Below are 22,377 nucleotides of genomic sequence, written 5' to 3' on the forward strand. Positions count from 1 at the left end.
TTATAACCAAGTTGAACCAATAAATACACTATACTCTTTATAATGAGAGCTAATTATATTTTCAATTGGTCCATTTTTTTTGATGAACATGTCGCCTATTTCGTAATTGCCAAATTTTGGTGGAGTATTACTATATGGTATTCCATTTACAAAAGTAATTATTGTTGAGTCTCCAGCTATCATTACTTGGCAATTTAGTTGCTTAGTAATTTTAAAGTTAAAATAATGTCGAGCATCACTATTCAGTTGTATATAACATTCAGGACTATCACCGGAAATACTACCGAAAACATATTTGTTACAAGAACCACCAATTGATAACAACTGTTTATTTTCACTCGTTTCAATAGCTTCAATTTCTATTATCCTAACTGGCGATTGGATTACTACACCAACTTCAGCGAAAGACATATCAACTATTGCATCAATAGTGCATCCATCAGAGAATTTTCTTACTGAGATTGGTGTTGCGGCTTTATATGTACCATAAATCTCAATATTGGTGTCGTATGGTTCATTGCTATCTCTTATTGATATGGCTTCGTTATCATTTGAAAAGGCAAATGTGTTTTCTGTGAATATAATATTCTTAGCACCCCTTGAACATTCAACTTTAATAGCTCTCGATTGGTACGCATAAACTAGAGCTTCAACAGTGATATCTTTGGATTCTCCTTTAATTATAAGGGCTCCTTCAGTCGATTCCGTTTTTTTTGAGTTACTTATGCGCCCATAGATGTTTATGTCGTTGCATGAGATAAGCTCTAAACCTTGATCATTTGCTTCATCAATATTTGCATATAGATTTACATGTTGGCATTCTGCTAAAACCACTGTTTCTAATCTATTTGCCGAATTATCTTTTCTTTCAAAAAGTTCGCTTCCTCCTTGACTGGAATTAACATTCATTGTTACATTTCTAGCTCCATGAATTCCTATATCTCGGAATATTGCATGTTTGCCCCAGTAAGATATTGAAAAATTTATTAGCGCATTAGCTCTAACAACTTTAGAGTCACTGTATGCTGCACCAGTATTTGTTTGAGATATTTCACAGAACCCACTTGAGACATTATTTAATGCAATTCCAATCATGCAGTTACATGATTTGAAATCTATTTCCCCCTTCAGCTCTGAGCAAGTATCAATATTAACTAATACTCCACGATCTTTAATAGACCCTGTAAACTTTAAATCCAAGTTTAAGTGAGTTATGTTTTCAATATGTACTGAAATGTCCTCCAAATGGCCTGAAAAATTGAGACTACATGTTGGTACTTCATATGCAACCACCTCAATTAATGAAAATGGTATTTCTCTGTCTAGTTGCAGTTGCCCCTGGTTTATATTTTTAATTTGGCAACAAATTTTAGCTGATGTTAATCGACTTGGTACATAGTTTTCGTGGACTATTAATCCTTCAATTACAATATAGCTCCCTTTTCTTATGTTCTCGTTTGATAATTCAATAATTGATGTTCCTGCTACTACATCGCTTAAAGAACCAATTAATTTTAATTCAGAACGAAAAATAATCTTTGATTTTTCATTTTTTTTTCTTATTTTTTTTATATTAAAATTTAGCGATTCGTTATGCTTTAAATTAATTACTAATTCTTTATCTAATAATAATCTTTCTCCGTCAATTAGAGTCGGAGTTTCGCTGTCGTAATCTGAATTGAAAATTAATTCTTTCACATGTTCTCCCTTATCTTTCTTCGTTGTAATCCATACGCCAGCATCAGGCCATTTCTCTTACCTGAATGAGATTTTCAAACAGGTAAGCATCAAGAAACTCTCTGCGGAATGATCCGTTAAAGCGTTCAACGAAACCATTTTGCTGTGGTTTACCTGGTTGGATATATACCAGTTCAACATTATGGTTCTCACACCAGTCTGTCAGCGTCGTAGAAATTAGCTCTGGCCCGTTATCCATACGCAGCTGAGTTGTTAGTCCGCGCTCTGCTTTAAGCTGTTCTAATACGCATACGACTTGGCCTGCTGGTGAAGACGTATCAACTTCGATGGCAAGGCACTCTCGCGTTCCTTCATCCATCACATTCAACGTTCGGAACCGTTTACCGCAGTACCCGCCTAGTTCTGCGCTTTAGGTTCAATGACCTTTCCCCAGAATTAGCACCAATCTCTCGATGAGATTTTTCATATTATGCTGCCCGTTTTGCATACTCAACAGGCGGCAGGAAATTCAGTGAACTATGTGGTCGAACGTTATTGTAATGTTCGCGCCATAGATCAATTTCACATCTGGCTTCATCCAGGGTTCTGAACCAGTGTTGGTTCAGGCATTCATTTCTAAATTTGCCGTTTAAGCTTTCGACAAATGCATTCTGTGTAGGCTTGCCTGGCTGGATTGTAATCCCCCCGGAAAATCCCAGCTCAACACCTGTTTCTTTACTCCAGAAGATCATCGCCGTGCTGGTGAACTCTGTACCGTTGTCGCAAATCACCTTTTTAGGCTTTCCCCGAAGCTCAATCAGTTGACTGAGGAAACCAGCGACTTGTCGTCCGCTAATCGAAATTGATACAAATTGGCCAACCATTTCTCTAGAGAAATCATCAACCACGTTCAGAACGCGGAAGCGCCTACTGTCCCATTAAAGGGGAAGTGGACAGTCTACCTTGGCTCCAGCTTCATGCTGCTTGATTGCCTTGATGATTTGCTCTTCGCTGTAACGTTTCTTCATGTTGAGATCTCCATTGTCTCCAGTTTATTGGAAATCTCATCAATGTCATGGTGTTATTTTTGGGGGAAAGGTCAGGTGATGATGGGAGGATTTTATATTTTTTACCAAATGAGCTAAGTCTTATACTCCATCTTCCAAAATATTAATGTATTAAAACCCAGTCTTCTTTTTACTAAAAATGCTGCAATCAAGTTTTGAGTAATCATTGATATAGCTGTCGAATAGGCAGCACCATTTATGCCATAAATAGGTATTAACATAAAAGGTAAAATTAATGCTATTGGGCCTGATATAAGTGTGACGGTCCTAAGATCACGCTCGTGCCCTGACATAGATAACAATAAGCCAACAGAGCCGGTCAATACATTAATGACTTGGCCTAGGCAGATTATTTGTAGAACGCTCGCTCCCTTTTTAAACTCTGCTCCGAATATGCTCATTATTAATTCAGGAAATAACATTATAAAAGTTGTAATCGGTACTGAAATAAACAGCATTATCCGAATAGAGCTTTTAGCTAGCTTCTCAAGTTTTATGATGTTGTTTTCACCATATAATTTAGCAAATCTTGGTGCAACTACCATGTTTACAGCAAGGAGCACAAAACTTGTAGATGTTGCCATCCTTTGAGCTGTTGCCAATAGTGAAATTTCATCTGCTTGTAAATAGAATCCCGATATTATTTGACTAGACCATTGTACAAATTGTCCCATGATTACGACAATCCAAAGTGGCAAACAACTTTTATATATATCTTGAGTAGGGAGGTTAATATAGTCCATATTATTGTTGTGAAACAACCATATAACGGCTGATGTTGTGAACGTAATAGCTGTGCATATTAAGAAGTAAAAAGATAATTCTACAGCATCGATTTTTCCAAACATTACTATCATCAAGATAAGTAGTATGCTATTCGATACATTTAATATATAAGCACTAGATACTATTTTTTTACAACCTTGGAGGCTTTTTGATATAAAAATAGATAGTGGCAAAAATAAACAAGCAAACGCAATGTTTCTAAGGACTGGTGAGAAATTTGGTTTTTCAAATATATATACCGAGATTTCATCAGAAAATAAGAAGAGTAGAAGTGCTATTGCTATGGTAGGCGTTATCGCTATCGAAATTGCTTTGTATAAAACTGACTTCAAGCTACCTTGTTCAGGGCTACCATATACTCTTCCTGTAAATTTTACAATTGTCTCATCTAGTCCTATACGGACTAATGCTGCCAAAAAAAACACAATGCTATAGGCTAAGAAATATAATCCTGCTTCAGTTGCACCTAGCTTGCGGCTAATAAATACAGATACTATTAAACCTGAAAAAGCGCTTAAAATTCGCATTACCAAGCTAAGAGATATTGCTTTATATAGGGAGGCATTTGATTTTTTATTATTAAAAAATCTCCTAATCACAAAAATGTACTCCTGAAGTTTCTACTTCTTTTCTATTACAAATGTTCAGTAGTAGATATTTTCATGAATCTTAGTTCTACGTTCATTTTTTTTCTACACCGTAGTAACTATCTTGATAATAATGCTCACCGTAATAACTCATTTTCTGTGGTGAAGCCTGAGTTAGCACTACGCCGGTAATGTTTGCATTTACTTTATGCAACCTTGATATAGTCTCTTTTACAGTACTAATTTTAGTATCTTCTGCTTTTACAGCTACTATCGTTGCGTCGACCATTTTAGCTAATACACATGAGTCGCTAACTGGTAACGTTGGAGGACTGTCTATAACGATATGTGTAAAACGGTCTCGTAGTGAGTTAAGTAAATTAGCAAATCGCTTACTAGAAATTAATTCCATGGGATTAGGTGGGATTGTGCCACATGTAATTACATTTAGGTTAGGAGCACCTTCAACGTTATGAAACACATTTGTATCTGTTTTCCCGCTAAGTAAGTCACTTAAGCCAAGATTTGCTTTTATTCCTAGGTCTTTACCTACAGCTGGTTTTCTGAGGTCCATTTCAATCAATAAGGTTTTATCCATTTGACTAAGTGCTACGGCTAGATTTATAGCTAGTGTAGTTTTACCTTCAGAACCATTTGTTGAAGTTATTAATATTGTTTTTGGTGGATTATCAATATTAGAGAAAAGCAATCCTGTTCTTATCGTATTAATTGCTTCTGCAAAAGTACTCCGCTGGTCAGCAATATATTGTTTTTCAGGAGGGGCAGTGCTTTTTCCTTTCTTAACAAGAGGTGTAACTCCTAAAGAAGGAAGTGACAATTCTCGCTCTAGCTGATCTGGAGTACGGAAAACATTCCCCATAAATTCGCGGATGAACGCAAATATGATTCCAAACATTGCTCCAATTACAACACTTGCTGCAAAAATGAGCGTTGGATTTGGCTTAATTGGCCACTCTGGAATAGTCGCGCTATCGATTACCCTTATATTAGACGCGTCATAATCACCAGAAACGTCCGCTTCCATTAGCTTGCCAAGAAAGCTCTCATAGATACGTCGATTATTTTCTACTTCTCGCTCTAAACGAGTAAGTTCAAAGCTGTTACCTTGGTATGATTGCAATTCATCTCTTGTTTTCGCTATCAAGTTTTGTATATTTCTTTCCTGTGCTTGTGCTGAGCGATATTCTTTTTTAATACTTTCTACAATCTTTGCTGCTTCACGATCTAAATTTAATTGTGCGCTTGCTAAATCTGAACGAGCCGCAATCATTTTAGGGTGCTTCTCGCCATATCTCTCACTAAGTTCCTGAACTTTTCGACTAAGTGTGCTTTCCTCCCTCACTAAGTCTCGTATCGTATTACTTTGAAGTACTGGACCTAGCGATCTATAGTCCCCTCCTTCTTGTTCTAACTGAATTATTTGTCCATAAAGCTCTTTTGCTTCTGATAGCGCGGACTGCGCGCGAACTAGCTCAGTATTGAGTGTTTGTAATTGGGTATTAGATAAACGTTCTTGTTGCTCAGTATCCATGAGGTTTTGAGCTAGTCTAAAGTTTCTCAGTCTATCTTCAGAGTTTTGAAGAGTCGCTCTTAAATCTTCAAGTTGTTCGGACAACCATTCAGCAGTATCTTTAATTTGGCTTAAACGAGATTCCAGTCCAAATTCGATATAAGACTCACTTATTGCATTCACAATAGCCGCTGCTAAAACCGGATCTTCATGTTGGTATCCAATATTGATTACCTGGCTTTGAGTTCCGCCTTCAACAGATAATCCTGCTTGAATTGTCTGAGCAATCATCGTTCGTAATTGTGAATCACTTAACGGAGAGGGAGTAGTTTCTTCTGAATCAGAGGGTAACCATGATTTAATGGTTTTCTTTATTTTCTTTAAAATGCTTTCATTTTCGCCATTTTCTTTTGCTTCAGCAATTTCTTTTTTAAATTTCGCAACCAACCCTAATTTGTCTACAACAGTTTCCGCTACTTTTCGAGACTGAATGATTTCGTACTGTGTCTCATAAAACAGAAAAACCATTGAATTCATTATATATTGATCTTGAGACGTAGCGTTTGGTTGAACTGGGTCAGCCTGAATTTTTGCAGTAGCTTGGTAAATCGGTGTAGCTTTACTAATGTAAAATATTGCTAAAGCAATAGATACAATAGTAATGAACACGATAGTCCATTTACGTCTTCTTAATACGCGTAAATATTGGCTTAAGTCGATCAGTTCGCTGTTGTATTTATTAAATCCATTCTTGGAATCCAAGTGTTGCATACCTCAAGTCCTTGTTAGAAAAAGCTTTCTTCAACCGTAATTACATCGCCTGGTTGAACGGGAGTACTCATTACAGCATCTATAGGTCCATTAGATGCGCCCTCTCGTGTTAGTCGAATCTTAGAGCGGGATGCTCGTTCCGTAAATCCTCCTGCTAATGTAATGGCCCGCTGTACTGTCATGCCTTCCCGGTAACTATACCCCCCCGGCTTTTCTACTTCTCCATTAACATAAAATTGCCTGTATTCAACTATAGTTATAGTAATGTCTGGTTTTTTTAGGTAATCACCTAGATATGAGTTGTAAATTAAGCGCTCTGCATCCGCTACGCTTAGTCCCTTAACGCTAATTTGACCAATCAAAGGCATAGCGATGGTGCCCGTACTGGAAATCCGAGCTTCTTTCAAGCTTAAGTCTGGTTCATCAAATACCGTCACGCTGATTACATCATCTGCACCTAATTGATAATCTTGTAAATTTTGTGCATAAGAAGTAAAAGCTGCGATTGATGCAAAAAACAAAACGCATATAAAGCGTGACAACTTTTTTATGAAACGAATTTGAGTCAGCATAATTATTAATCATCCAATGATACGATTACACCAATACCAATTGAGTTGGCTTGGTAATCGGCAATTGATAATGTGGAATCCCTTTCTTCATAGGTATAATTAGCGGTTAATTTAATATTACGCATTAGCTCATAATCTAAACCAAACTGATAAGCATGTCGTTTATCCTCGCGGCTAGCCGTGAACACTAATTCGTCTTTAGAGTAACCTGCATCTGCTGTAATTTTTAAACGCTCCGTTAATTCGTGTTTAAGGTTAATTCCATAAGATGTTCTTAGAAACCCCCCAGTTTCTTCTATAGACGAATCAATAGATTCACGTTTTACCGCCCCCACCACTTTTGTAAAAGTATTTACAGACCAAGTAATTTCACCATCGTAAGCTAAACCATCGATATCTCGAAGTGTATCAAGTTCATAGTCTCTATCCTGATAACCTACATTTACGTCGCCGGTTAATTTGCCGGTGAAGTCCCAGGTAATACCTGCGCGATAACGTTTATATGTATTGTCAAGCTCAAAGGTGGTTCTGGGGGTGTAATTTAATTCTGAAATTATTGCTTCTGCGTACACTCTGGTATTTGGGGCTATGCGATAAGTAAATCGTCCAGTAAGTTGATCGCTGACAAAATCTAAATAATCTAAATCGTTTGTGGTGTAGTCTTTATCAGTTCGACGGTAGTTAAATGCTAGACGGCCAATAGCTTGCTCTGAGCCATATGCTATACCTGCCAGCAAAAAATTTTGATCGTATTTGTTGTATTCAGTCATGTCTAACTGAAGACGGTTTATAGAACCTGGGTCCTCGTGATCTTTTTGATAACCGGCTTCGAAACGAGAACTAAAACGTAAGCTATGCTCTAAGTCTATTCTGCCTCTTAAATCATGATCGGCATAATCAGCTTCGCTTGCGTCGGAGAATTTTGCATAATCGCCTGTGTAAGAAAGTTGGAATCGATGTTTACCGATACCTCCTAAAGCGCTTAATTCTGGAGCCAATCTAAGGAATGTATCGGATTGGGCGAGGTCATCAGTAACACGATAAATATTATCATCATGTACTATAGAGATATCTGCCGATGCAAATAAACCCGGTTTTTCATCTGATTGTGCAAGTCCTGGTGAGCTACTAATTGCAACCGCCAGTGCGGAAAATAAAAAAATATTCGAGTTACCAATTCTCATTACTTCCATAATTCCTTAAACCATTTCCAAACGCCAAAGGAATAACCTTTAAATATGTCAATTCCCAAGGCGGACTTAATCAAATACAACACAAGTAGGCCAAATAGTGTCGAAAATCCGATGAAAACCGCAACAAACAACGCAAAAGTAATAGCAGAAATTTGTTTTTCTCTGCGCGTGAGTTCTCTGCGGTTACGGCCCATTAGCAGTACAAAGTACACTCTGCTTTTGGCAAAAGGGATAGGGAAGGTTGAACGAATGTCCAGCGAATGCTTTTTCCAACTGCGTGCGCCTAACGCACTATGCAAGTGGGAAAGCTGCTCCTCTGTAAAGCTGTTAGCCACTTCGGGCGGCATGCGCTCGAGTAAACTTTTTAGCGCCGGATCTTGCGCGCTGTTTGCTTTATTGCTTTCCACCATATTCCTTTACACTGCCACTGGCATTTTTGTATGCACTGTTTTGGATCATATTATGCCTAATATGCGTACCATATTGCATCAAAAATTTGTTTAGCGCTAATACTAAAGTTGTTTGTTGTGTAGTATGCAAATTTGTATCCACAATAGTTATGTTTTTGTGTGACTGCTTAATGACATCTAACGCGGCATGCTTTAGATTCATATCATTGCAATGGCGGTAAAGTACATTAGTGCTTTGAGCTAATCGAAAAAGGGTGGTATTTTCCTCCCTTATTAAAACCACTTCGATTAAGTGTCTTAAATCAAAAGGGAACAATTTGATGAAAATTGTAGTTGTTGGTATGGGTTACGTGGGGCTGTCTAATGCGGTTCTGCTGGCTCAGCATAATAGTGTTAAGGTTGTTGATATTGTCCAGGAAAAAGTCGACCTGGTGAATAACCGCAAATCACCAATCGAAGATAAAGAGATTTCGCTGTTTCTGGCCGAAAAAGAGCTGGATTTGGTGGCTACCAGTAATGGCGATGAAGCCATTGCCGAGGCTGAGCTGGTGATTATTGCCACGCCTACCGATTACGACCCGGACACCAACTACTTTAATACCGGTACCGTAGAGGGCGTTATTAAACAGGTAATGGGCGTTAACCCTAACGCGGTAATGGTAATTAAGTCTACCGTGCCGGTAGGTTACACCGAGTCGGTAAGAGCGGACTTTAATTGCCAGAATATTATCTTTTCGCCGGAGTTTTTGCGCGAAGGTAAAGCCCTTTACGATAACCTGCATCCGTCGCGCATTGTGTTGGGTGAGCGTTCTGAGCGCGCCGAAAAAATTGCTGCGCTGTTTGTGCAGGCCGCGCAAAAAGAAAACGTGCAGGTACTGTTTACCGACAGCACCGAAGCCGAAGCCATTAAGCTGTTCTCTAATACCTATCTGGCTATGCGGGTGGCGTATTTTAACGAGCTGGACAGCTACGCTGAAAGCCATGGCCTGGACAGCCGCCAGATTATTGAAGGCGTAGGGCTGGATCCGCGTATTGGCAGCCATTACAACAACCCCAGCTTTGGTTACGGCGGTTACTGCCTGCCAAAAGATACCAAGCAGCTGCTGGCCAACTACAACAACGTGCCTAACAATATTATTTCGGCCATTGTAGAGGCTAACCGCACCCGTAAAGACTTTATTGCCGATTCCATTATTAACAAAAAGCCCAGCGTGGTTGGCGTGTACCGGTTGGTAATGAAGTCTGGCTCGGATAACTTCCGCGCCTCGGCCATTCAGGGCATTATGAAGCGGATTAAAGCCAAGGGTATTCAGGTTGTGGTATACGAGCCGGAGCTGACTGGTGATGACTTCTTTAACAGTAAGGTTATTCGCGATCTGGAAGAGTTTAAAGCCATGTCGGATGTGATTGTGGCAAACCGCCAGGCCGATGTACTTAAAGACGTTGCCGATAAAGTGTATACGCGGGATCTGTTTGGTAGCGATTAACCAGCAAGTGTGAGTTATTTTAATAAAAATGGCGCTTTTTACAGCGCCATTTTTTTGCGTGATTTTTTTAAGCGGGCGGGTTTTGCTTAAAGGTGGTAATGGTATCGGCTAAATTGATCACCGTGGGGTGGCCGTAATAGCTGGTATCAATATGCAGCGAGTTACCAATCCAGATACAGCTTGGGGTAGAGTTATGGCCATGCACCGAAAAATCCACGCCGTGGTTTACCTGATGTTTGCGTTTGGTAAAGCGTTCTCTGTCCCACAGCAGCGGCATTACGCAGGCTTCGGTATTGCCGGGCAGGGTGGTCCAGCTCCAGGTGGGCGGTAAGGTGTGAGAAATGCCAATGGTGTGGCCCTGATATTCTACCGTGTAGGCCAGCGGCTGTTGTAACAGCCATTTACACATACCTACCAGGGTTTGAAACGGCGTGGTTTGATGCCATTTACCGCCGTTTTGGGTCCATAGCCTTAGGGCAAAGGTATCGCGGCTTAGCAGTGATTCCAGCATCATGTGTTCGTGGTTACCCAGTACCACGTGGGCACCAATCTCTTGCATGTAATCGATTAGCTTAACGCTGTCGGGGCCGCGGTCGATAATATCGCCCAAGCTAAACAGCACGTCCTGGCTGGGATCAAAGTTTACTTTATCCAGCTGGGTTTGCAGGCGGGTAAAGTCGCCGTCCAGATCGCCCACCACAAATACGCGTTTGTCGTTACTGATACTGATATGTTTGCTTAACGGCGCTTTGGCAATCGCGTTGGTTTTTACTTTCATGTTATTGAACAGCTTAGTTGGGGTTGATTAGGTTTTGGCTATACCCGTATTGGTAGCAAATTTAGCGGTGGGTTGTAAACCGCCTTGGGGTGATAACTAGTTGTTGGCAGCTAATGTTATGATTTTTTCGATTAACGGCATGCGCTCTACCAAAATGGCGGTAACAATGGTAATTAGCAGGCCTATGCGCAGCAACCAGTGGGCTTTGTGTGGCCCCTGAAAATGCATTTGAATGCTAATGCCCAAAATAGCGCCCAGCTCGTTACGCATGATGTCTTCCCACTGAAAAGTGCGCCCCACCGTACTTTGAATGGTTTCTATCAGCAGGCTTAACATAAACACAATAAATAAAAACCGGGGTAGCCGGGTGCGGTTACGGCCTTTGGTAAAGGGGTAAAAAGTAAGCGCAAACAGGCTAAAAAAGATAATGTGGCCGGTATTTAATACGGCTCCGCCCACTTTGTTTTGCAGCTCTTTGGGAACAGGAATAAAAAACAGCGCCGAGAGAACAAAGAATACCAGCACGCACACCAGTATTAGCGATAAAGTGGTGCGGGGCTTTATAAGGGGTTCTTCCTGAACATTCATTGGTGTCCTGATCGTATAATATCGGCGTCAATACCTACTATAGCGTATTTATCCGGGGTTAGTACAACCCTTTACGCTGGTAGGACAGGCCGGGATCAGGTTTTCAACCGTTTTGCCGGAGGTGGTACTGATATTGATTGATTTAACGGTAAATATTGTGTGGCGGGCAATTTGGTTTAGGTTAAAAAATTTTTGTCGGGGGGATCCGTTGCGTTGGCCTCTGGGTAAACGGTGGCTGGGCGTTTGCGAATGGCACTAAATACATGAGCCGCCAGACCTCGCCTCACTTTGTGTATTATCTGAACGCGAGATCCCTGAGTTGGGGGGGCAACACTTACAATGGTGTTGGCGGCGATGTGATCATGTACAACCTGTAACGGTTTATCACCGGTATTTAATTTCATTTAAAAGGCACTGCTTCTGGCAGTGCCTTTTTGCTTTTAGCTTTTGAAAGAGGCTGCTTACAGTACTTCAAAGGTAACTTCTATGTTACCGCGGGTGGCATTGGAGTAAGGGCATACCTCGTGGGCTTTGGCCACCAGGGCTTCTTTATCGGTGTCGGTATCACCCAAATCTACAATGAGTTTTACTTTTATGGCAAAGCCGGTGGCAATGGGGCCAATACCTACTTCGCCGGTTACTTTTACGTTAGCCGGTAATTTTACTTTTTGTTGTGCGGCCACAAAGCCCAGTGCACCAATAAAGCAGGCGGCATAGCCTGCCGCAAACATTTGTTCCGGGTTGGTGCCCGGGCCGCTGTCGCCGCCGAGTTCTTTGGGTACGGATAAATCGGTTTGCAGGCGGCCATCGTCTGATTCGGCTTTGCCGGCGCGGCCGCCGGTTACGGTGGCTATACCGGTATACACTACGGAATCTAATTTATGCATGTGGGCTCCTTATCTATATTTACTTTGCATACAAAATAAATGTAGCAATTAAAGCGTTGCCTGACAATTTGTTTGTATGCAAAATATATAAAGAGGTGATCACACTATGACCGACGACGACCTGTTAAAGCTGGACAATCAGCTTTGCCACCGCTTTTATTCTGTATCTAACGCGTTAACCCGTGCTTACCGGCCATTGCTGCAAAAAATGGATATTACCTACCCGCAGTATTTGGTGCTGTTGGCGTTGTGGGAGCATAAGCAGTTAACCATTTCGGCATTGGTAGATAAATGCCGTATAGATGCCGGTGCGCTTACGCTAATTCTTAAAAAGCTGGAACAAAAAGGCTATCTGGCTATTACGCCCTCTACCTTGGATAAACGGGTTAAGCAAGTGGTGCTCACCGGTAAGGGCAGTGCCGCTAGAAACGATGCCGCTGAGATCCCCAAAGCGCTGTTATGCCACATTAAAAACCTGAGTATGGATGAGCTGCAAATGCTTACTGGGTTAATCGATAAACTGTATTGCGATTTAACGCATAGCTAAGTAGTGGGCCTGGTTTATATGGGTAGCAATGTTGGCTGATTTATCGCCAAACGTTTGTCAGGAATTTTTACATCTTGTGTTTTTTGGGTATTGGTTTTTGTTTTAAATGGCTGTATTTATTTGTTATTTTTGTTTTGGCATAACTTGTGCTTTTTGTGGAGATAGAAGTTAAACCCTTATGTAGTTGAAGAGCGGGTATCATGAAAAAATTTGTGTTGGCATTAGTAGTAGCGTTGTTTGCATGTGGCCAGGCAAATGCGAGTTTTATTAGCACGGTTACCGGTGCCGATATGGCGGGCATGGAAGTTACCGTAACCTTTGAAGACAATTCTAGCGAAACACTGGTTTGGCAAACATTTACGCAAGACCCAAGCGTTGATTACCTGGAAGGTTTTTCAGGTGGTGTACAAAGTAATAACTGGTCGCTAGTTCAGGCGGGTGACAGTATTGGTAACTTTGTAGGTTATCCTCTGGGTTTATGGACGCTGACCAACCAAAGCGATCAGGGCATTCTTTCTGTATTTATTAATGCCATCGCGGGTAACGTAGTGTTCGATATTCTGTTTGGTGACGATTCAGCCAATGGCTCAAGCGATGGTCGCCCTTTCCTGGCAATGGATCCAATGAATGCCTCTTTTGGTAGCAACTATCAGGACGAAACGTTCGGAACCATGTTGTTGTCTAATCGGGGCGATGTGATTCTGGCCGGTGGTTCTCGCACTCTGTTTTTAGTGGATACCGACAAGATTGCTTCAGACGTTTCTACTCCGGGTAACATGGGCATTTTACTGCTCGCCCTGGGCAGCCTGTTTGCTGCGCGTCGTCGCACTAAGTTGTTTTAATTTATATCGCCTGAGCGGCATGGCTCGGGCTGAATACGCATAATTTAGTTACTAAAAACCAGTCAGTTATCGGCTGGTTTTTTTGTTTTTGGGGTTGGGTTTGATGTGGCGTATTGTCTCGTTGCCCCGGTCAATATATGCCGTTTTCTCCGCCCATTTAATTTTGTCATTCCGGCCCATTTCATTTTGTCATCCCGGCCAATATTTCCCCGTCATCCCAGCCTTGAGCCGGGATCTCCTGAACAGTTTTACTCACGGGATATTCCCTTTTTTGAGTTAAGTCAGCGTGTTTGGGAGATACCGGATAGTTGCGTTGCAACTTCCGGTACGACGGGGTAGTTTGGGCTAATACTACCCCGTCATCCCGGCCTTGAGCCGGGATCTCCTGAGCCGTTTTACTCACGGGATATTCCCTTTTTCGAGTTAAGTAAGCGTACCTGGGAGATACCGGATAGCTGCGTTGCAGCTTCCGGTACGACGGTGTTGTTTGGGGTTGATGTGGCGTATTGTCTCGTTGTTCTGGTCAATATGTTCCGTTGTCCCGGCCCATTTCATTTTGTCATCCCGGCCCACATTCTCGTCATCCCGGCCTTGAGCCGGGATCTCCTAAACAGTTTTACGCACGTGAAATCCCCTTTTTCGAGTTCAGTAAGCGTGCATGGGAGATACCGGATAGCTGCGTTGCAGCTTCCGGTACGACGGGGTAGTTTTGGGGTTGATGTGTTGTTTCGTCGGCATGGTCAATCTTTCCCCGTCATCCCGGCCTTGAGCCGGGATCTCCTGAGCCGTTTTACTCACGGGATATTCCCTTTTTTGAGTTAAGTAAGTGTGCCTGGGAGATACCGGATAGTTGCGTTGCAACTTCCGGTACGACGGGGAGGTTTGGGTTTGATGTGGCGTATTGTCTCGTTGTTCTGGTCAATATGTTCCGTTTTCCCGGCCGATTTCATTTTGTCATTTCGGCCAATATTTCCCCGTCATCCCGGCCTTGAGCCGGGATCTCCTGAGTAGTTTTACTCACGTGAAATCCCCTTTTTTGAGTTCAGTAAGCGTGCCTGGGAGATACCGGATAGTTGCGTTGCAACTTCCGGCATGACGGGGGATGTTTGGGGATGATTTGGATTGTTTACGCTACTATTTCTGCGGCTTGTTGTAACTCTCTTCGGGAGAGTTGGTTGGCTTTATCGCCGCCGAAGCTGTGAATAATGTTGTAGGCGCTGCTGGCGGGTATTCTTTGGTAAATGCACAGGGCGTAAAGGAATAAGCGGCAGCGTTCGCAGTTGCCGTCGCAGTGTAAATATACCGAGTTGCCTTCGCGCAGGGTTTCGGCCACTTCTTGTAAATACTGTTGTAAAAACGCTTTTTCGGTATCGTTGTTTACAAACATATCGGCTACGTTAAAGGGCAGCCATAACCAGTGCAGGCCGGCGCTGGTAACATCGTTTTTTAACTCAGGTTTGTTTTCTTCTGAGGTTTGAATAGTGGCAATGTGGGTAACACCTTGCTGGCGTAACTGTTGCAAATACTCTGGCGTTGGTCTGGCGCCCAGGGTAATTCGGCCAGCACCAACGGTAAACCACTTAAGGCTGTATGTCATAACGATTCTTTTTGTTGAAGTGCTCTACACCACATAATAGTAAATTGAAAAGTAATGGCAACAACAGCCGCCAATTACAAACAAATGCCAGATGGCGTGGGTGAATTTTGTTGATTTAGCAATGTAAAACAACACCCCAATACTAAAACATAAACCGCCAGCCACAATCAGCCATAAACCGGAGCCGGGTAACGCCTGATAGAGCGGATAAATTAATCCCAGCGCTATCCAGCCCATTACCAGATAGGTGATTACCGATACTTTAGGAAAACGGTGCCGGGCAATCAGTTTAAATGCTACGCCAGCAATGGCCAGCAGCCAGATAAACGCGGTTGCCAGCACGCCCAGTGTGCCGCCGATGGCCACCAGGGTTAGCGGCGTGTAGGTACCGGCGATTAACAGATAAATGGCGCTGTGATCAAACAGCTTTAGCACGCCTTTGGCGTTCCTGGAGGTAACGGCGTGATACACCGTTGAGGCCAGAAACATAAAAATCAGCGTGCCGCCGTAAATGGCCGACGCGGTTACACTTACCGAGGTTTCGGCGCGCAGTAGCATAAACACCAAGCCTACAATGGCGGCAATGCAGCCCAAACCGTGGCTCAGGCTGTTAAGCCATTCTTCGGCAACGGAATAAGCTTGTTTGGTGATAGCAGTCATCAGTGTCTCCTAAGTGTCTTTACCCAGTGTAATGTTTGGGCGAACACTTGTACACTCAAATTTTTATGACAGTTTTGCGACAATCGGTGCTTTTTAATCGCCATATCGCAGCTAAGTTTGTGCTGGTCAGAGTTCCTGGGGGTTATGCGGTGGTTACGATGTCGATGCCCTGATTGCGGCACATGGCTGTAAAAGCGTCGATTTCGGGGGCGGGCAGGGCAACGCTCAGGGTCACTTTATGGCTGTACTGGCAGTCGGTTACCAGGCCTTGTTGCTGACCGACCCAGTGTCTTACAAACTGTTCGTGTTTAAAGTCGGCGCTTACCACTATGTTGCACAATTCGATGTGTTGCGTCACACTCAGCTGTTCCATTACCTGTTGTGCTGCAGTGGAATAGGCCCTGACTAATCCGCCCGCGCCCAGCTTAATACCACCAAAATAACGGGTAACAATAAGCATTACGTCGCCCACGTCTTTATGCTGCAACACATTTAATATGGGTTTGCCTGCGGTGCCGCTGGGTTCGCCGTCGTCGGAGCAAGCTACGCTTTGTGGCATATCGGGGCGGCCAAATAAATATGCCCAGCAGTGGTGTCGGGCATCGGGGTACTGGGCCTTTTTATCGGCCAGCCATTGCATGGCGGTTTCTCTGTCGGGAGCGCAGGCGGCAAAAGCAAAGAATTTGCTTTTTTTGATTTCGTAAAGCACTTCAAGTGCCTGGCTGGGAGTTTGGTAAGACATCGGGCGCTAGTGTAACCGAAAACGCAGTGATACCGAATAGGGCGGTGGCGATTTTATCGGTCGCCACGCGCAACCAGCTATTACATGCGGCGCAGGTGCGCCATGCATTCTACCTCTACCATGGCTCCCAGGGGCAGGCCATCTACCCCAAAGGCGCTGCGCGCCGGTAAGGCACCTTTGCTGAAGTAAGTGGTGTATACCGCGTTAAAATCGGGCCATTTTTTAATGTCGTCAATCATCACGGTGCATTTAAAAATGTCTTCCATGCCCAAACCAATAGTGCGCAGGGCGTTTTTGATGTTGGTCATTACCTGCTGCGACTGGGCTGTCATCGTTTCCGGCATATCGCCGTTTTCATCCAGCGGGATCTGCCCGGAAAGATAAATCACATTATCTACCTGGGTGGCCAGCGAATACGGGGCATTAGCGTTAGGATGAGGGTAATATTTTACTTTGGCCAGAGAAAGCTGGCTAAAGCCTGCAAGCAGTATAATCAGGGTTAACTTTACTAAGTTCACCACAAGCTCCTGTTTATCTGTCGGTACGTTATTATTATGCAGGTCTATAGTTACTTAGCGCTTTACAAACAACAAGCAAAAGTGCGGGTTTTAAGCCCAGTTAACCACTTTTTACGGTAAGTTTCGGGCCGTTTGGCGGCATTTTGATGTGTATATTAAAAACTAAATTGTTCGGCGCTTTGCGGTATAACCGTAAGGGTAAAGCCCGCCCAGTGCATAGGGTGTTTAAAACGGGGGTGATGCTGCATTTGCTGGCGGGCGTAGCGCAAGGCATGGGCACTGTTACCGTTGGTTTTCAGGTGAGTGTAAAAATGCCCCATAAAGGTAGCGGCGGCTTTATCGGCTATTTTCCAACGGGTGCTTATTACCGAATCGGCCCCTGCGCTTAACATACCGTAGGCCAGGCTTTGCAGGCCGTCGTGGGCCATTTCCCGGCCAAGGGCGGTTTCGCAACCACTTAACACTACCAACTGATTAGTAAAGTGCTGCGCCAGCAAAGCGCTTTGCGGTAAAAAACCACTGTTTAGCGCGGCCTTCCCACTATTACCCGCCACGGCAAGTCCTACTATTTCCGGCGTATTGGGATCAAAATAACTGTGGGTGGCAATGTGTAGCAAAGTAGCGTGACTCATTGAGCTGTTTAACAACGCCTGTTGGGTGGCATCTGCCCCCGAATAGCGGTTTACCTGATACGGTTTAAACAACGTAGCAAGTTCATCTCCCTCGGCCTGTGCCCAGTTAAGCGGCGGCAGTTTACTGCGCCAGCCATCAGAGGTTTCCTGCGTTGCGCTGTAAGTTGGTGCATCAAAGATCCCCAGCGTAAACGGGCTCAGTGGTTTGTCGTTTGTTGGTTGTAAATAGGTCCGCAGGGACGGAGTTTGGCGCAGGGTATAACGGCTGCCTACATAAGTGCCATCCGGGCCTTTAAGCAGCGCCATGGGCAGATGGTAAAAGCGGCCGTCGGGTAACCAGATGAGATCGCTAATGGCCCTGTTGTTAAGCACCCAGTCCGGGATATACGTTTGTGCGGGTATGGCGCTGAACTGGTGGGTAATTTCTGCGCCGGAGGCGCCCGGTGTTTGCTCTGGCGGGCAGCTAATGGTGCTTACTTCACTGCGCCCGGCTGTTATGGCCACTACGTAACACTGTTTGCGGGTTTGTATATAGCGCAAAATTGCCTGTGCTGGCGTTAACATTGCCTGAATGTCTGCCAGGTTTACAGCCGTGTTAGTCACTACATCGGTGGAAGAGTCCTCCGGGGGTATCTGGTGTTGCCACTGCTCCAGCAGGTTATCCAGTTGCAGCTGTACGGCCTGTTTTTGTTGTTCTGAGCTGTGGTTTACCAGCGCGCTTTCTAACTGCATGCGCTGTTGCCACAGGCTTTCTGTTGCGGGCTGGCTAAACACACGCTGGCGGTTAAGATCGCTGCGTTTACGCCGCATCAGCTGATATTTATAGCCATCCAGCAGGCTTAACGCCTCGTTAATCTGCTTAGCTGCAGGGTTGGTAAGCAGAGTATCGAGGTGGGCATCGTACAGGGTTCTTACCTTATTAAACCAGTGTGGCCCGGCCTGGTAAGCATCAAGCGTTTCGCTAAGGTTAAACACCAGTTCACTGGCACCGGCAAAGGTGTGGTAAAGGGCGTTAAAGTTGTCTGGCTCTATGGCTTGCTGCCATTGGTATTTTAGTGCAGCAAGGGTAATTTGCTGCGGGTGCTCTGGGTCGATCAGGGCTTCAAGCTGCGCGAGGGTCTTGCCGGCTTCAGGATAATCGCCCAATAATAGCCGGGCTTTGCCGATGGCGGTAAGGGCGTTAATTCGTTCTGCATTGCGTATTACCCCAGGCAGCTTATCCTCTGCCTGATTCAGTGCAATACGGGCGTCAGATAAACGGTTGCTACTGGCCAGTGATTCGGCCTGTAAGGCGTAAATAAGCGGGAGTTTATCCGGGCGTAACGTTTCTGCCAGCTGAGCCGCTGCGGCTAAGGTTTGCTGTGCTGCTGACCAGTGCTGTTGGGCCATGGCTATTTGCGCCAGCGCCAGGGCAATGTAGGTTGTGTCCTCATCCTTTAAGGTTGTGTTACTTAAGTCCAGCGCGCGTTCATAGTAACGCCGGGCAGTGTACCAGTCGCCCAGGTACATATAACTGCTGGCCAGATTGGCGGTGACTACGGCTGCGGTTATCGATTCGTTTTGTGCAGAAAGCTGCTGATAGGTTTCGCGCAGGGTTTGTTGGGCATCGTTCCAGCGACCGTCCCATAAATACACCAGCGCCAGATTGTTCATTAACTCGGCTTGATTTTTGCCGTTGTCACTGGCTTGGGTTGCCGCGATGGCCAGCTCTAAATACCGGGCCGAGGCGGCATTATCGTTAGCCAGCGCCCAGTAGGTGGCGAGGCCGTTGTAAATTTCTGGCTGCAGGCCCGGGTAGGCATAAGTGCTGGCATGGTTTAACGCCTGTTCTAACGAATATTTACCCGCCTGCATCAGCGACTGGGAAGAAGCTGTCGAGCCGTGTAATACGTTGCTGAAGCCCAGGGTAAGCAATAGCCGGATGGAAAGATAACTGGTTTGGGCAGGTATGGCGATAGCATCTTCGCTAAACACAGTAATGCTATCTTGCATTACTGGCCAGTCGGCGGCCTGAAACGCGGCATTGGCAAACTCGCTGGCACTGGCAAAGTCATCCGGCAACAGGCTAATAGCAAGCTGACTGGCTTCGGCAAAGCGGTACTGGTCAAAGTAGGTTTGCATAGCCAGTGCAGCCAGCTGCCAGCAGGCATAACTCTGGGGTGGCGCAAGTAAAGTCTCAGCCTGGTCCTTATTGCCCTCGGACAGATAGTGCCGGGCCAGCACGGTGGCAATCAGGCAGGTTTGCTGCGGGGCCTGGTTTGGCTGGTTAAACGCAGTCAGCAGGGCCTCAGCTTCGGGTAATTGCCGGGCTGATGATAACGTGTTTAACCACTGCCAGGCAGCAGAATCAGGCGCGGTATATACCGTAAATTCACTGGCTTTCGTTGTGGCTGAAGGGTCGGTTACTACGTTTATCGTCAGGCTTTGTGTGGTGCTTGTTTGCGGAGCAATAACGGCCGTGTGGTTATAGCTATAATGACTGTAGGCGGGTGGGCTGCCTGCCAGGTTAAGGGTAAATTCGGCGCTGGGGGAAGCAACAACTATCAGCTCGCCGGGACCGGCGGTAACGTTAAACTCATACTCGTTTGCCCTAACCTGCGGCCCGGTCAGCAGGACCAGGCCGAGGGCAATGAGTAAGGGTGAAATTAACCGGTCGACCATACACATAAGGCGCTGTTAGTGATTTTTCCAGGCATAAGCCGGTGCACTTTTTATAGTAAACAGCGTGCCTTGCTCGGCCTTATTCCAGTGGCTGGCCGTGGTGTATTTAGGTTTGCCATCGGCATCAATCGAATAGGTAATAGTAAAGTACACATCGGTGTATTTGTCGGTAAAGGCGGCGGTGTCTTTGGGGTAGCCGCCATCCTTAACTATGGATAAATTGTTGGAGCACAGTACATCCGGATCGAGCTCGTCTTCGTCGTTTTCCGGGGCTTTATTTGCCGGGGCGCTAAATGCGGGCACAGCGCCGGCAGAAGTTTTGTGACCGCCGGGCAGCATCAGGGTAGCCAGGGTATTCAGCTCGTTTTCGCTGAGTAGTGGTTGTTCTGCCGGGGGAAACATACTCATCCATGAGTGATGCATTAATTGGTTCCTGTAATTATGGTGGCACTGAGTACCAGGTTATCCTTGTTGCTTTGGGTAACTGAAATAATGGCCGCTGAGATGCCGGCATGTTGTAGCGAAGTGGTTATTACCAGTTCGCCCTGGGCATTTTTTTGCAGGCCGGGCCAGTGGTTAAGGGTTTTGCCGTTTTCGGCTTGCAGCGTTACATCAAACAGCTGGCCGCTGGCCATGCTCACATCTAACACCAGTACCTGTTGCTGGCTGTTTTGCTCCAGCACGGCAGCAACCGGTGGCGCTGTAGTTGTGCTTGCGCCGCGCATCTCGCCAATGTAAATAATGTCGGGGCTTATGGCCGAGGCGGTGTGCGCCGGTACTTTGTAGCCCACCATTAACCAGGTAGCGGCGCTGCCGATAAATACACCCACAGCTGGCCATATTAGCTGGCGTAAGCGACTGCTTAGGGGAGTATCTGGTTTGTGTAGTGCGGGTGACAGGGTCTTTTTAAAAATAGCGCTTAGTTCAAACTCTTCTGCTAAAGCCGGATGCGTTAACAGGTACTCTTCAAACTCGATGGCTTCGGCCGGGGTGAGCTTGCCGTGCTGGTAGCGCTGAATAATATGATGGGTTTGTATGTATTGCTTATCCATATAGGGTAACTTGGTTTTGAGTTGCTTAGCCGTGCGGGCTGGTATAGCTGGTTAGTGTCGGCAAACTCATTTCCCTCTCAATCTGGCTGCTTATTTATTAAACATAATGCTGAGTAAACACACAACGGTAAATACCGACAGCAGGGTAAACAGCGACTGTTTGCTGAGTTCCACATTACATTTTAACGCCAGGGCCTGCTTTAACCGGGCTTTGGCCCGATGCAGGACTTTATCGAAATGTTCGGTGCTTAAATCGAGTTGATCGCAGAGTTCGTGTTTTTCCCTGCCCTCAAAAAAGTAGGCTCTGAGCAATTCTTTGTCGCGCTCGACGGTGAGTTCGGCCAGCACTTGCTTTACCGTTTCCAGCAGTTTTTCGGAGCTGACCCTGGTTTCGGTTAGCTGCGCGGTATGGGGGGTTAAATCGATATCCTCGCAGGTGTCGGTGCGCTGGCGTTTGGTTTTTCGGAAACTGGCTATCATCAGATTTTCTGCCACCCGGCGGACAAAACCGGCAATGGCATCGGGGTTTTCTATTTCGGCATTACGGGCCTTAAGGATAACCACGAGCAGGGCTTCTTGTACTATGTCCTGGGCCAGGGTGGGGTCGTCGCACTTGTAAGCGACTATGGAATACAAAGGACGAAAAAAATGGCACAGCAGCTTTTGCTCGGCCGCTTTGTTGCCTTGGGCTATTTGTCTTACCAGTACCGCGGGTTCGTCCATGAGCGCTTGCAATGCAATAAGTTGATGACTGATGAATCTACAGATACAGGCCATGCATTACAAGCAATA

At 44.9% G+C, this 22,377-nt stretch carries 20 protein-coding genes and 2 pseudogenes; 3 read left to right on the forward strand and 19 right to left on the reverse strand.

The window, feature by feature from the left end; translation table 11 throughout:
• From BFC17_RS12385 to BFC17_RS12420, 8 genes and pseudogenes are all read right to left on the reverse strand, one after another.
• A complete protein-coding gene (locus BFC17_RS12385) occupies nt 1-1,698 on the reverse strand; it encodes a hypothetical protein (RefSeq protein ID WP_070176793.1) in 1,698 nt (565 codons plus the stop codon).
• A 46-nt stretch (nt 1,699-1,744) separates the two neighbouring features.
• Nucleotides 1,745-2,089: pseudogene (locus BFC17_RS12390) on the reverse strand (integrase core domain-containing protein); the annotation flags it as partial.
• A gap of 76 nt (nt 2,090-2,165) precedes the next feature.
• Nucleotides 2,166-2,606 (reverse strand): annotated as a pseudogene (locus tag BFC17_RS12395) (integrase core domain-containing protein); the annotation flags it as partial.
• Between the two features lie 212 nt (nt 2,607-2,818).
• Entirely contained in the window at nt 2,819-4,129 is a 1,311-nt protein-coding gene (locus BFC17_RS12400; RefSeq protein WP_070176795.1) for a lipopolysaccharide biosynthesis protein, read from the reverse strand.
• 82 nt (nt 4,130-4,211) lie between these two features.
• On the reverse strand, nt 4,212-6,419 hold the full coding sequence (locus BFC17_RS12405) for a GumC family protein (protein ID WP_070176796.1): 2,208 nt from the start codon (nt 6,417-6,419) through the stop codon (nt 4,212-4,214).
• Nucleotides 6,420-6,433: 14 nt separating this feature from the next.
• The gene (locus tag BFC17_RS12410; RefSeq protein ID WP_083271710.1) at nt 6,434-6,991 is read right to left on the reverse strand and encodes a polysaccharide biosynthesis/export family protein; all 558 of its coding nucleotides are present in this window, start codon (nt 6,989-6,991) and stop codon (nt 6,434-6,436) included.
• Nucleotides 6,992-6,996: 5 nt separating this feature from the next.
• Nucleotides 6,997-8,175, reverse strand: coding sequence for an outer membrane beta-barrel protein (locus BFC17_RS12415; protein WP_175439565.1), 1,179 nt, complete (start codon nt 8,173-8,175; stop codon nt 6,997-6,999).
• Nucleotides 8,175-8,594 carry a 3-phosphoshikimate 1-carboxyvinyltransferase gene (locus BFC17_RS12420; protein ID WP_070176798.1) on the reverse strand — a complete coding sequence of 140 codons (420 nt, stop codon included), beginning with the start codon at nt 8,592-8,594 and terminating at the stop codon, nt 8,175-8,177. Before BFC17_RS12420 ends, BFC17_RS12415 begins: the two co-directional genes overlap by 1 nt.
• 320 nt (nt 8,595-8,914) lie before the next feature.
• Between BFC17_RS12420 and BFC17_RS12430 the strand changes: the two genes are divergently transcribed.
• A complete protein-coding gene (locus BFC17_RS12430; RefSeq protein ID WP_070176800.1) occupies nt 8,915-10,081 on the forward strand; it encodes a nucleotide sugar dehydrogenase in 1,167 nt (388 codons plus the stop codon).
• 67 nt (nt 10,082-10,148) lie between these two features.
• Here BFC17_RS12430 and BFC17_RS12435 read toward each other — a convergent pair whose 3' ends face one another.
• From BFC17_RS12435 to BFC17_RS12450, 3 genes are all read right to left on the reverse strand, one after another.
• Complete coding sequence (locus BFC17_RS12435) at nt 10,149-10,859, reverse strand: metallophosphoesterase (RefSeq protein ID WP_070176801.1); 711 nt, start codon at nt 10,857-10,859, stop codon at nt 10,149-10,151.
• Nucleotides 10,860-10,955: 96 nt separating this feature from the next.
• Nucleotides 10,956-11,447 carry a VanZ family protein gene (locus BFC17_RS12440; RefSeq protein WP_070176802.1) on the reverse strand — a complete coding sequence of 164 codons (492 nt, stop codon included), beginning with the start codon at nt 11,445-11,447 and terminating at the stop codon, nt 10,956-10,958.
• A gap of 461 nt (nt 11,448-11,908) precedes the next feature.
• The gene (locus tag BFC17_RS12450; RefSeq protein ID WP_070176804.1) at nt 11,909-12,334 is read right to left on the reverse strand and encodes an organic hydroperoxide resistance protein; all 426 of its coding nucleotides are present in this window, start codon (nt 12,332-12,334) and stop codon (nt 11,909-11,911) included.
• A 106-nt stretch (nt 12,335-12,440) separates the two neighbouring features.
• On the opposite strand from BFC17_RS12450, the gene BFC17_RS12455 reads away from it, so the two are divergent.
• Nucleotides 12,441-12,881, forward strand: a complete 441-nt coding sequence (locus tag BFC17_RS12455; protein ID WP_070176805.1) for a MarR family winged helix-turn-helix transcriptional regulator — start codon at nt 12,441-12,443, stop codon at nt 12,879-12,881.
• A 200-nt stretch (nt 12,882-13,081) separates the two neighbouring features.
• Nucleotides 13,082-13,723 (forward strand): hypothetical protein, encoded by a 642-nt coding sequence (locus BFC17_RS12460; RefSeq protein ID WP_070176806.1) that lies wholly within the window; start codon nt 13,082-13,084, stop codon nt 13,721-13,723.
• A gap of 1,126 nt (nt 13,724-14,849) precedes the next feature.
• Here the strand turns inward: BFC17_RS12460 and BFC17_RS12470 are convergent.
• The 8 genes from BFC17_RS12470 to BFC17_RS12505 form a co-directional block, all read right to left on the reverse strand.
• Nucleotides 14,850-15,320 carry a protein-tyrosine phosphatase family protein gene (locus tag BFC17_RS12470; protein WP_070176808.1) on the reverse strand — a complete coding sequence of 157 codons (471 nt, stop codon included), beginning with the start codon at nt 15,318-15,320 and terminating at the stop codon, nt 14,850-14,852.
• Between the two features lie 24 nt (nt 15,321-15,344).
• Nucleotides 15,345-15,980: a PAQR family membrane homeostasis protein TrhA gene (gene trhA, locus BFC17_RS12475; RefSeq protein ID WP_070176809.1), complete on the reverse strand. Its 636-nt coding sequence runs from the start codon at nt 15,978-15,980 to the stop codon at nt 15,345-15,347.
• Between the two features lie 142 nt (nt 15,981-16,122).
• Nucleotides 16,123-16,722: a YigZ family protein gene (locus BFC17_RS12480; protein ID WP_070176810.1), complete on the reverse strand. Its 600-nt coding sequence runs from the start codon at nt 16,720-16,722 to the stop codon at nt 16,123-16,125.
• Between the two features lie 80 nt (nt 16,723-16,802).
• On the reverse strand, nt 16,803-17,240 hold the full coding sequence (locus tag BFC17_RS12485; RefSeq protein ID WP_229680943.1) for a RidA family protein: 438 nt from the start codon (nt 17,238-17,240) through the stop codon (nt 16,803-16,805).
• Between the two features lie 155 nt (nt 17,241-17,395).
• Nucleotides 17,396-20,539: a CHAT domain-containing protein gene (locus BFC17_RS12490; RefSeq protein ID WP_083271712.1), complete on the reverse strand. Its 3,144-nt coding sequence runs from the start codon at nt 20,537-20,539 to the stop codon at nt 17,396-17,398.
• Between the two features lie 9 nt (nt 20,540-20,548).
• The gene (locus BFC17_RS12495; protein WP_070176812.1) at nt 20,549-20,956 is read right to left on the reverse strand and encodes a hypothetical protein; all 408 of its coding nucleotides are present in this window, start codon (nt 20,954-20,956) and stop codon (nt 20,549-20,551) included.
• Nucleotides 20,956-21,585: an anti-sigma factor family protein gene (locus BFC17_RS12500; protein ID WP_070176813.1), complete on the reverse strand. Its 630-nt coding sequence runs from the start codon at nt 21,583-21,585 to the stop codon at nt 20,956-20,958. Before BFC17_RS12500 ends, BFC17_RS12495 begins: the two co-directional genes overlap by 1 nt.
• A 90-nt stretch (nt 21,586-21,675) precedes the next feature.
• Entirely contained in the window at nt 21,676-22,308 is a 633-nt protein-coding gene (locus BFC17_RS12505) for an RNA polymerase sigma factor (RefSeq protein WP_070176814.1), read from the reverse strand.
• Between the last annotated feature and the right edge of the window lie 69 nt (nt 22,309-22,377).

It is taken from the genome of Marisediminitalea lipolytica (assembly GCF_001758465.1).
GTDB lineage: Bacteria > Pseudomonadota > Gammaproteobacteria > Enterobacterales > Alteromonadaceae > Alteromonas > Alteromonas lipolytica.

What these genes read in the sequence shown, in the direction of transcription:
- BFC17_RS12495 (WP_070176812.1), bottom strand. Translation starts at nt 20,956, where the DNA reads ATGCATCACTCATGGATGAGTATGTTTCCCCCGGCAGAACAACCACTA.
- BFC17_RS12455 (WP_070176805.1), top strand. Translation starts at nt 12,441, where the DNA reads ATGACCGACGACGACCTGTTAAAGCTGGACAATCAGCTTTGCCACCGC.
- BFC17_RS12470 (WP_070176808.1), bottom strand. Translation starts at nt 15,320, where the DNA reads ATGACATACAGCCTTAAGTGGTTTACCGTTGGTGCTGGCCGAATTACC.
- BFC17_RS12490 (WP_083271712.1), bottom strand. Translation starts at nt 20,539, where the DNA reads ATGTGTATGGTCGACCGGTTAATTTCACCCTTACTCATTGCCCTCGGC.
- BFC17_RS12405 (WP_070176796.1), bottom strand. Translation starts at nt 6,419, where the DNA reads ATGCAACACTTGGATTCCAAGAATGGATTTAATAAATACAACAGCGAA.
- trhA (WP_070176809.1), bottom strand. Translation starts at nt 15,980, where the DNA reads ATGACTGCTATCACCAAACAAGCTTATTCCGTTGCCGAAGAATGGCTT.
- BFC17_RS12430 (WP_070176800.1), top strand. Translation starts at nt 8,915, where the DNA reads ATGAAAATTGTAGTTGTTGGTATGGGTTACGTGGGGCTGTCTAATGCG.
- BFC17_RS12440 (WP_070176802.1), bottom strand. Translation starts at nt 11,447, where the DNA reads ATGAATGTTCAGGAAGAACCCCTTATAAAGCCCCGCACCACTTTATCG.
- BFC17_RS12500 (WP_070176813.1), bottom strand. Translation starts at nt 21,585, where the DNA reads ATGGATAAGCAATACATACAAACCCATCATATTATTCAGCGCTACCAG.
- BFC17_RS12505 (WP_070176814.1), bottom strand. Translation starts at nt 22,308, where the DNA reads ATGGACGAACCCGCGGTACTGGTAAGACAAATAGCCCAAGGCAACAAA.
- BFC17_RS12415 (WP_175439565.1), bottom strand. Translation starts at nt 8,175, where the DNA reads ATGAGAATTGGTAACTCGAATATTTTTTTATTTTCCGCACTGGCGGTT.
- BFC17_RS12410 (WP_083271710.1), bottom strand. Translation starts at nt 6,991, where the DNA reads ATGCTGACTCAAATTCGTTTCATAAAAAAGTTGTCACGCTTTATATGC.
- BFC17_RS12435 (WP_070176801.1), bottom strand. Translation starts at nt 10,859, where the DNA reads ATGAAAGTAAAAACCAACGCGATTGCCAAAGCGCCGTTAAGCAAACAT.
- BFC17_RS12450 (WP_070176804.1), bottom strand. Translation starts at nt 12,334, where the DNA reads ATGCATAAATTAGATTCCGTAGTGTATACCGGTATAGCCACCGTAACC.
- BFC17_RS12420 (WP_070176798.1), bottom strand. Translation starts at nt 8,594, where the DNA reads ATGGTGGAAAGCAATAAAGCAAACAGCGCGCAAGATCCGGCGCTAAAA.
- BFC17_RS12460 (WP_070176806.1), top strand. Translation starts at nt 13,082, where the DNA reads ATGAAAAAATTTGTGTTGGCATTAGTAGTAGCGTTGTTTGCATGTGGC.
- BFC17_RS12480 (WP_070176810.1), bottom strand. Translation starts at nt 16,722, where the DNA reads ATGTCTTACCAAACTCCCAGCCAGGCACTTGAAGTGCTTTACGAAATC.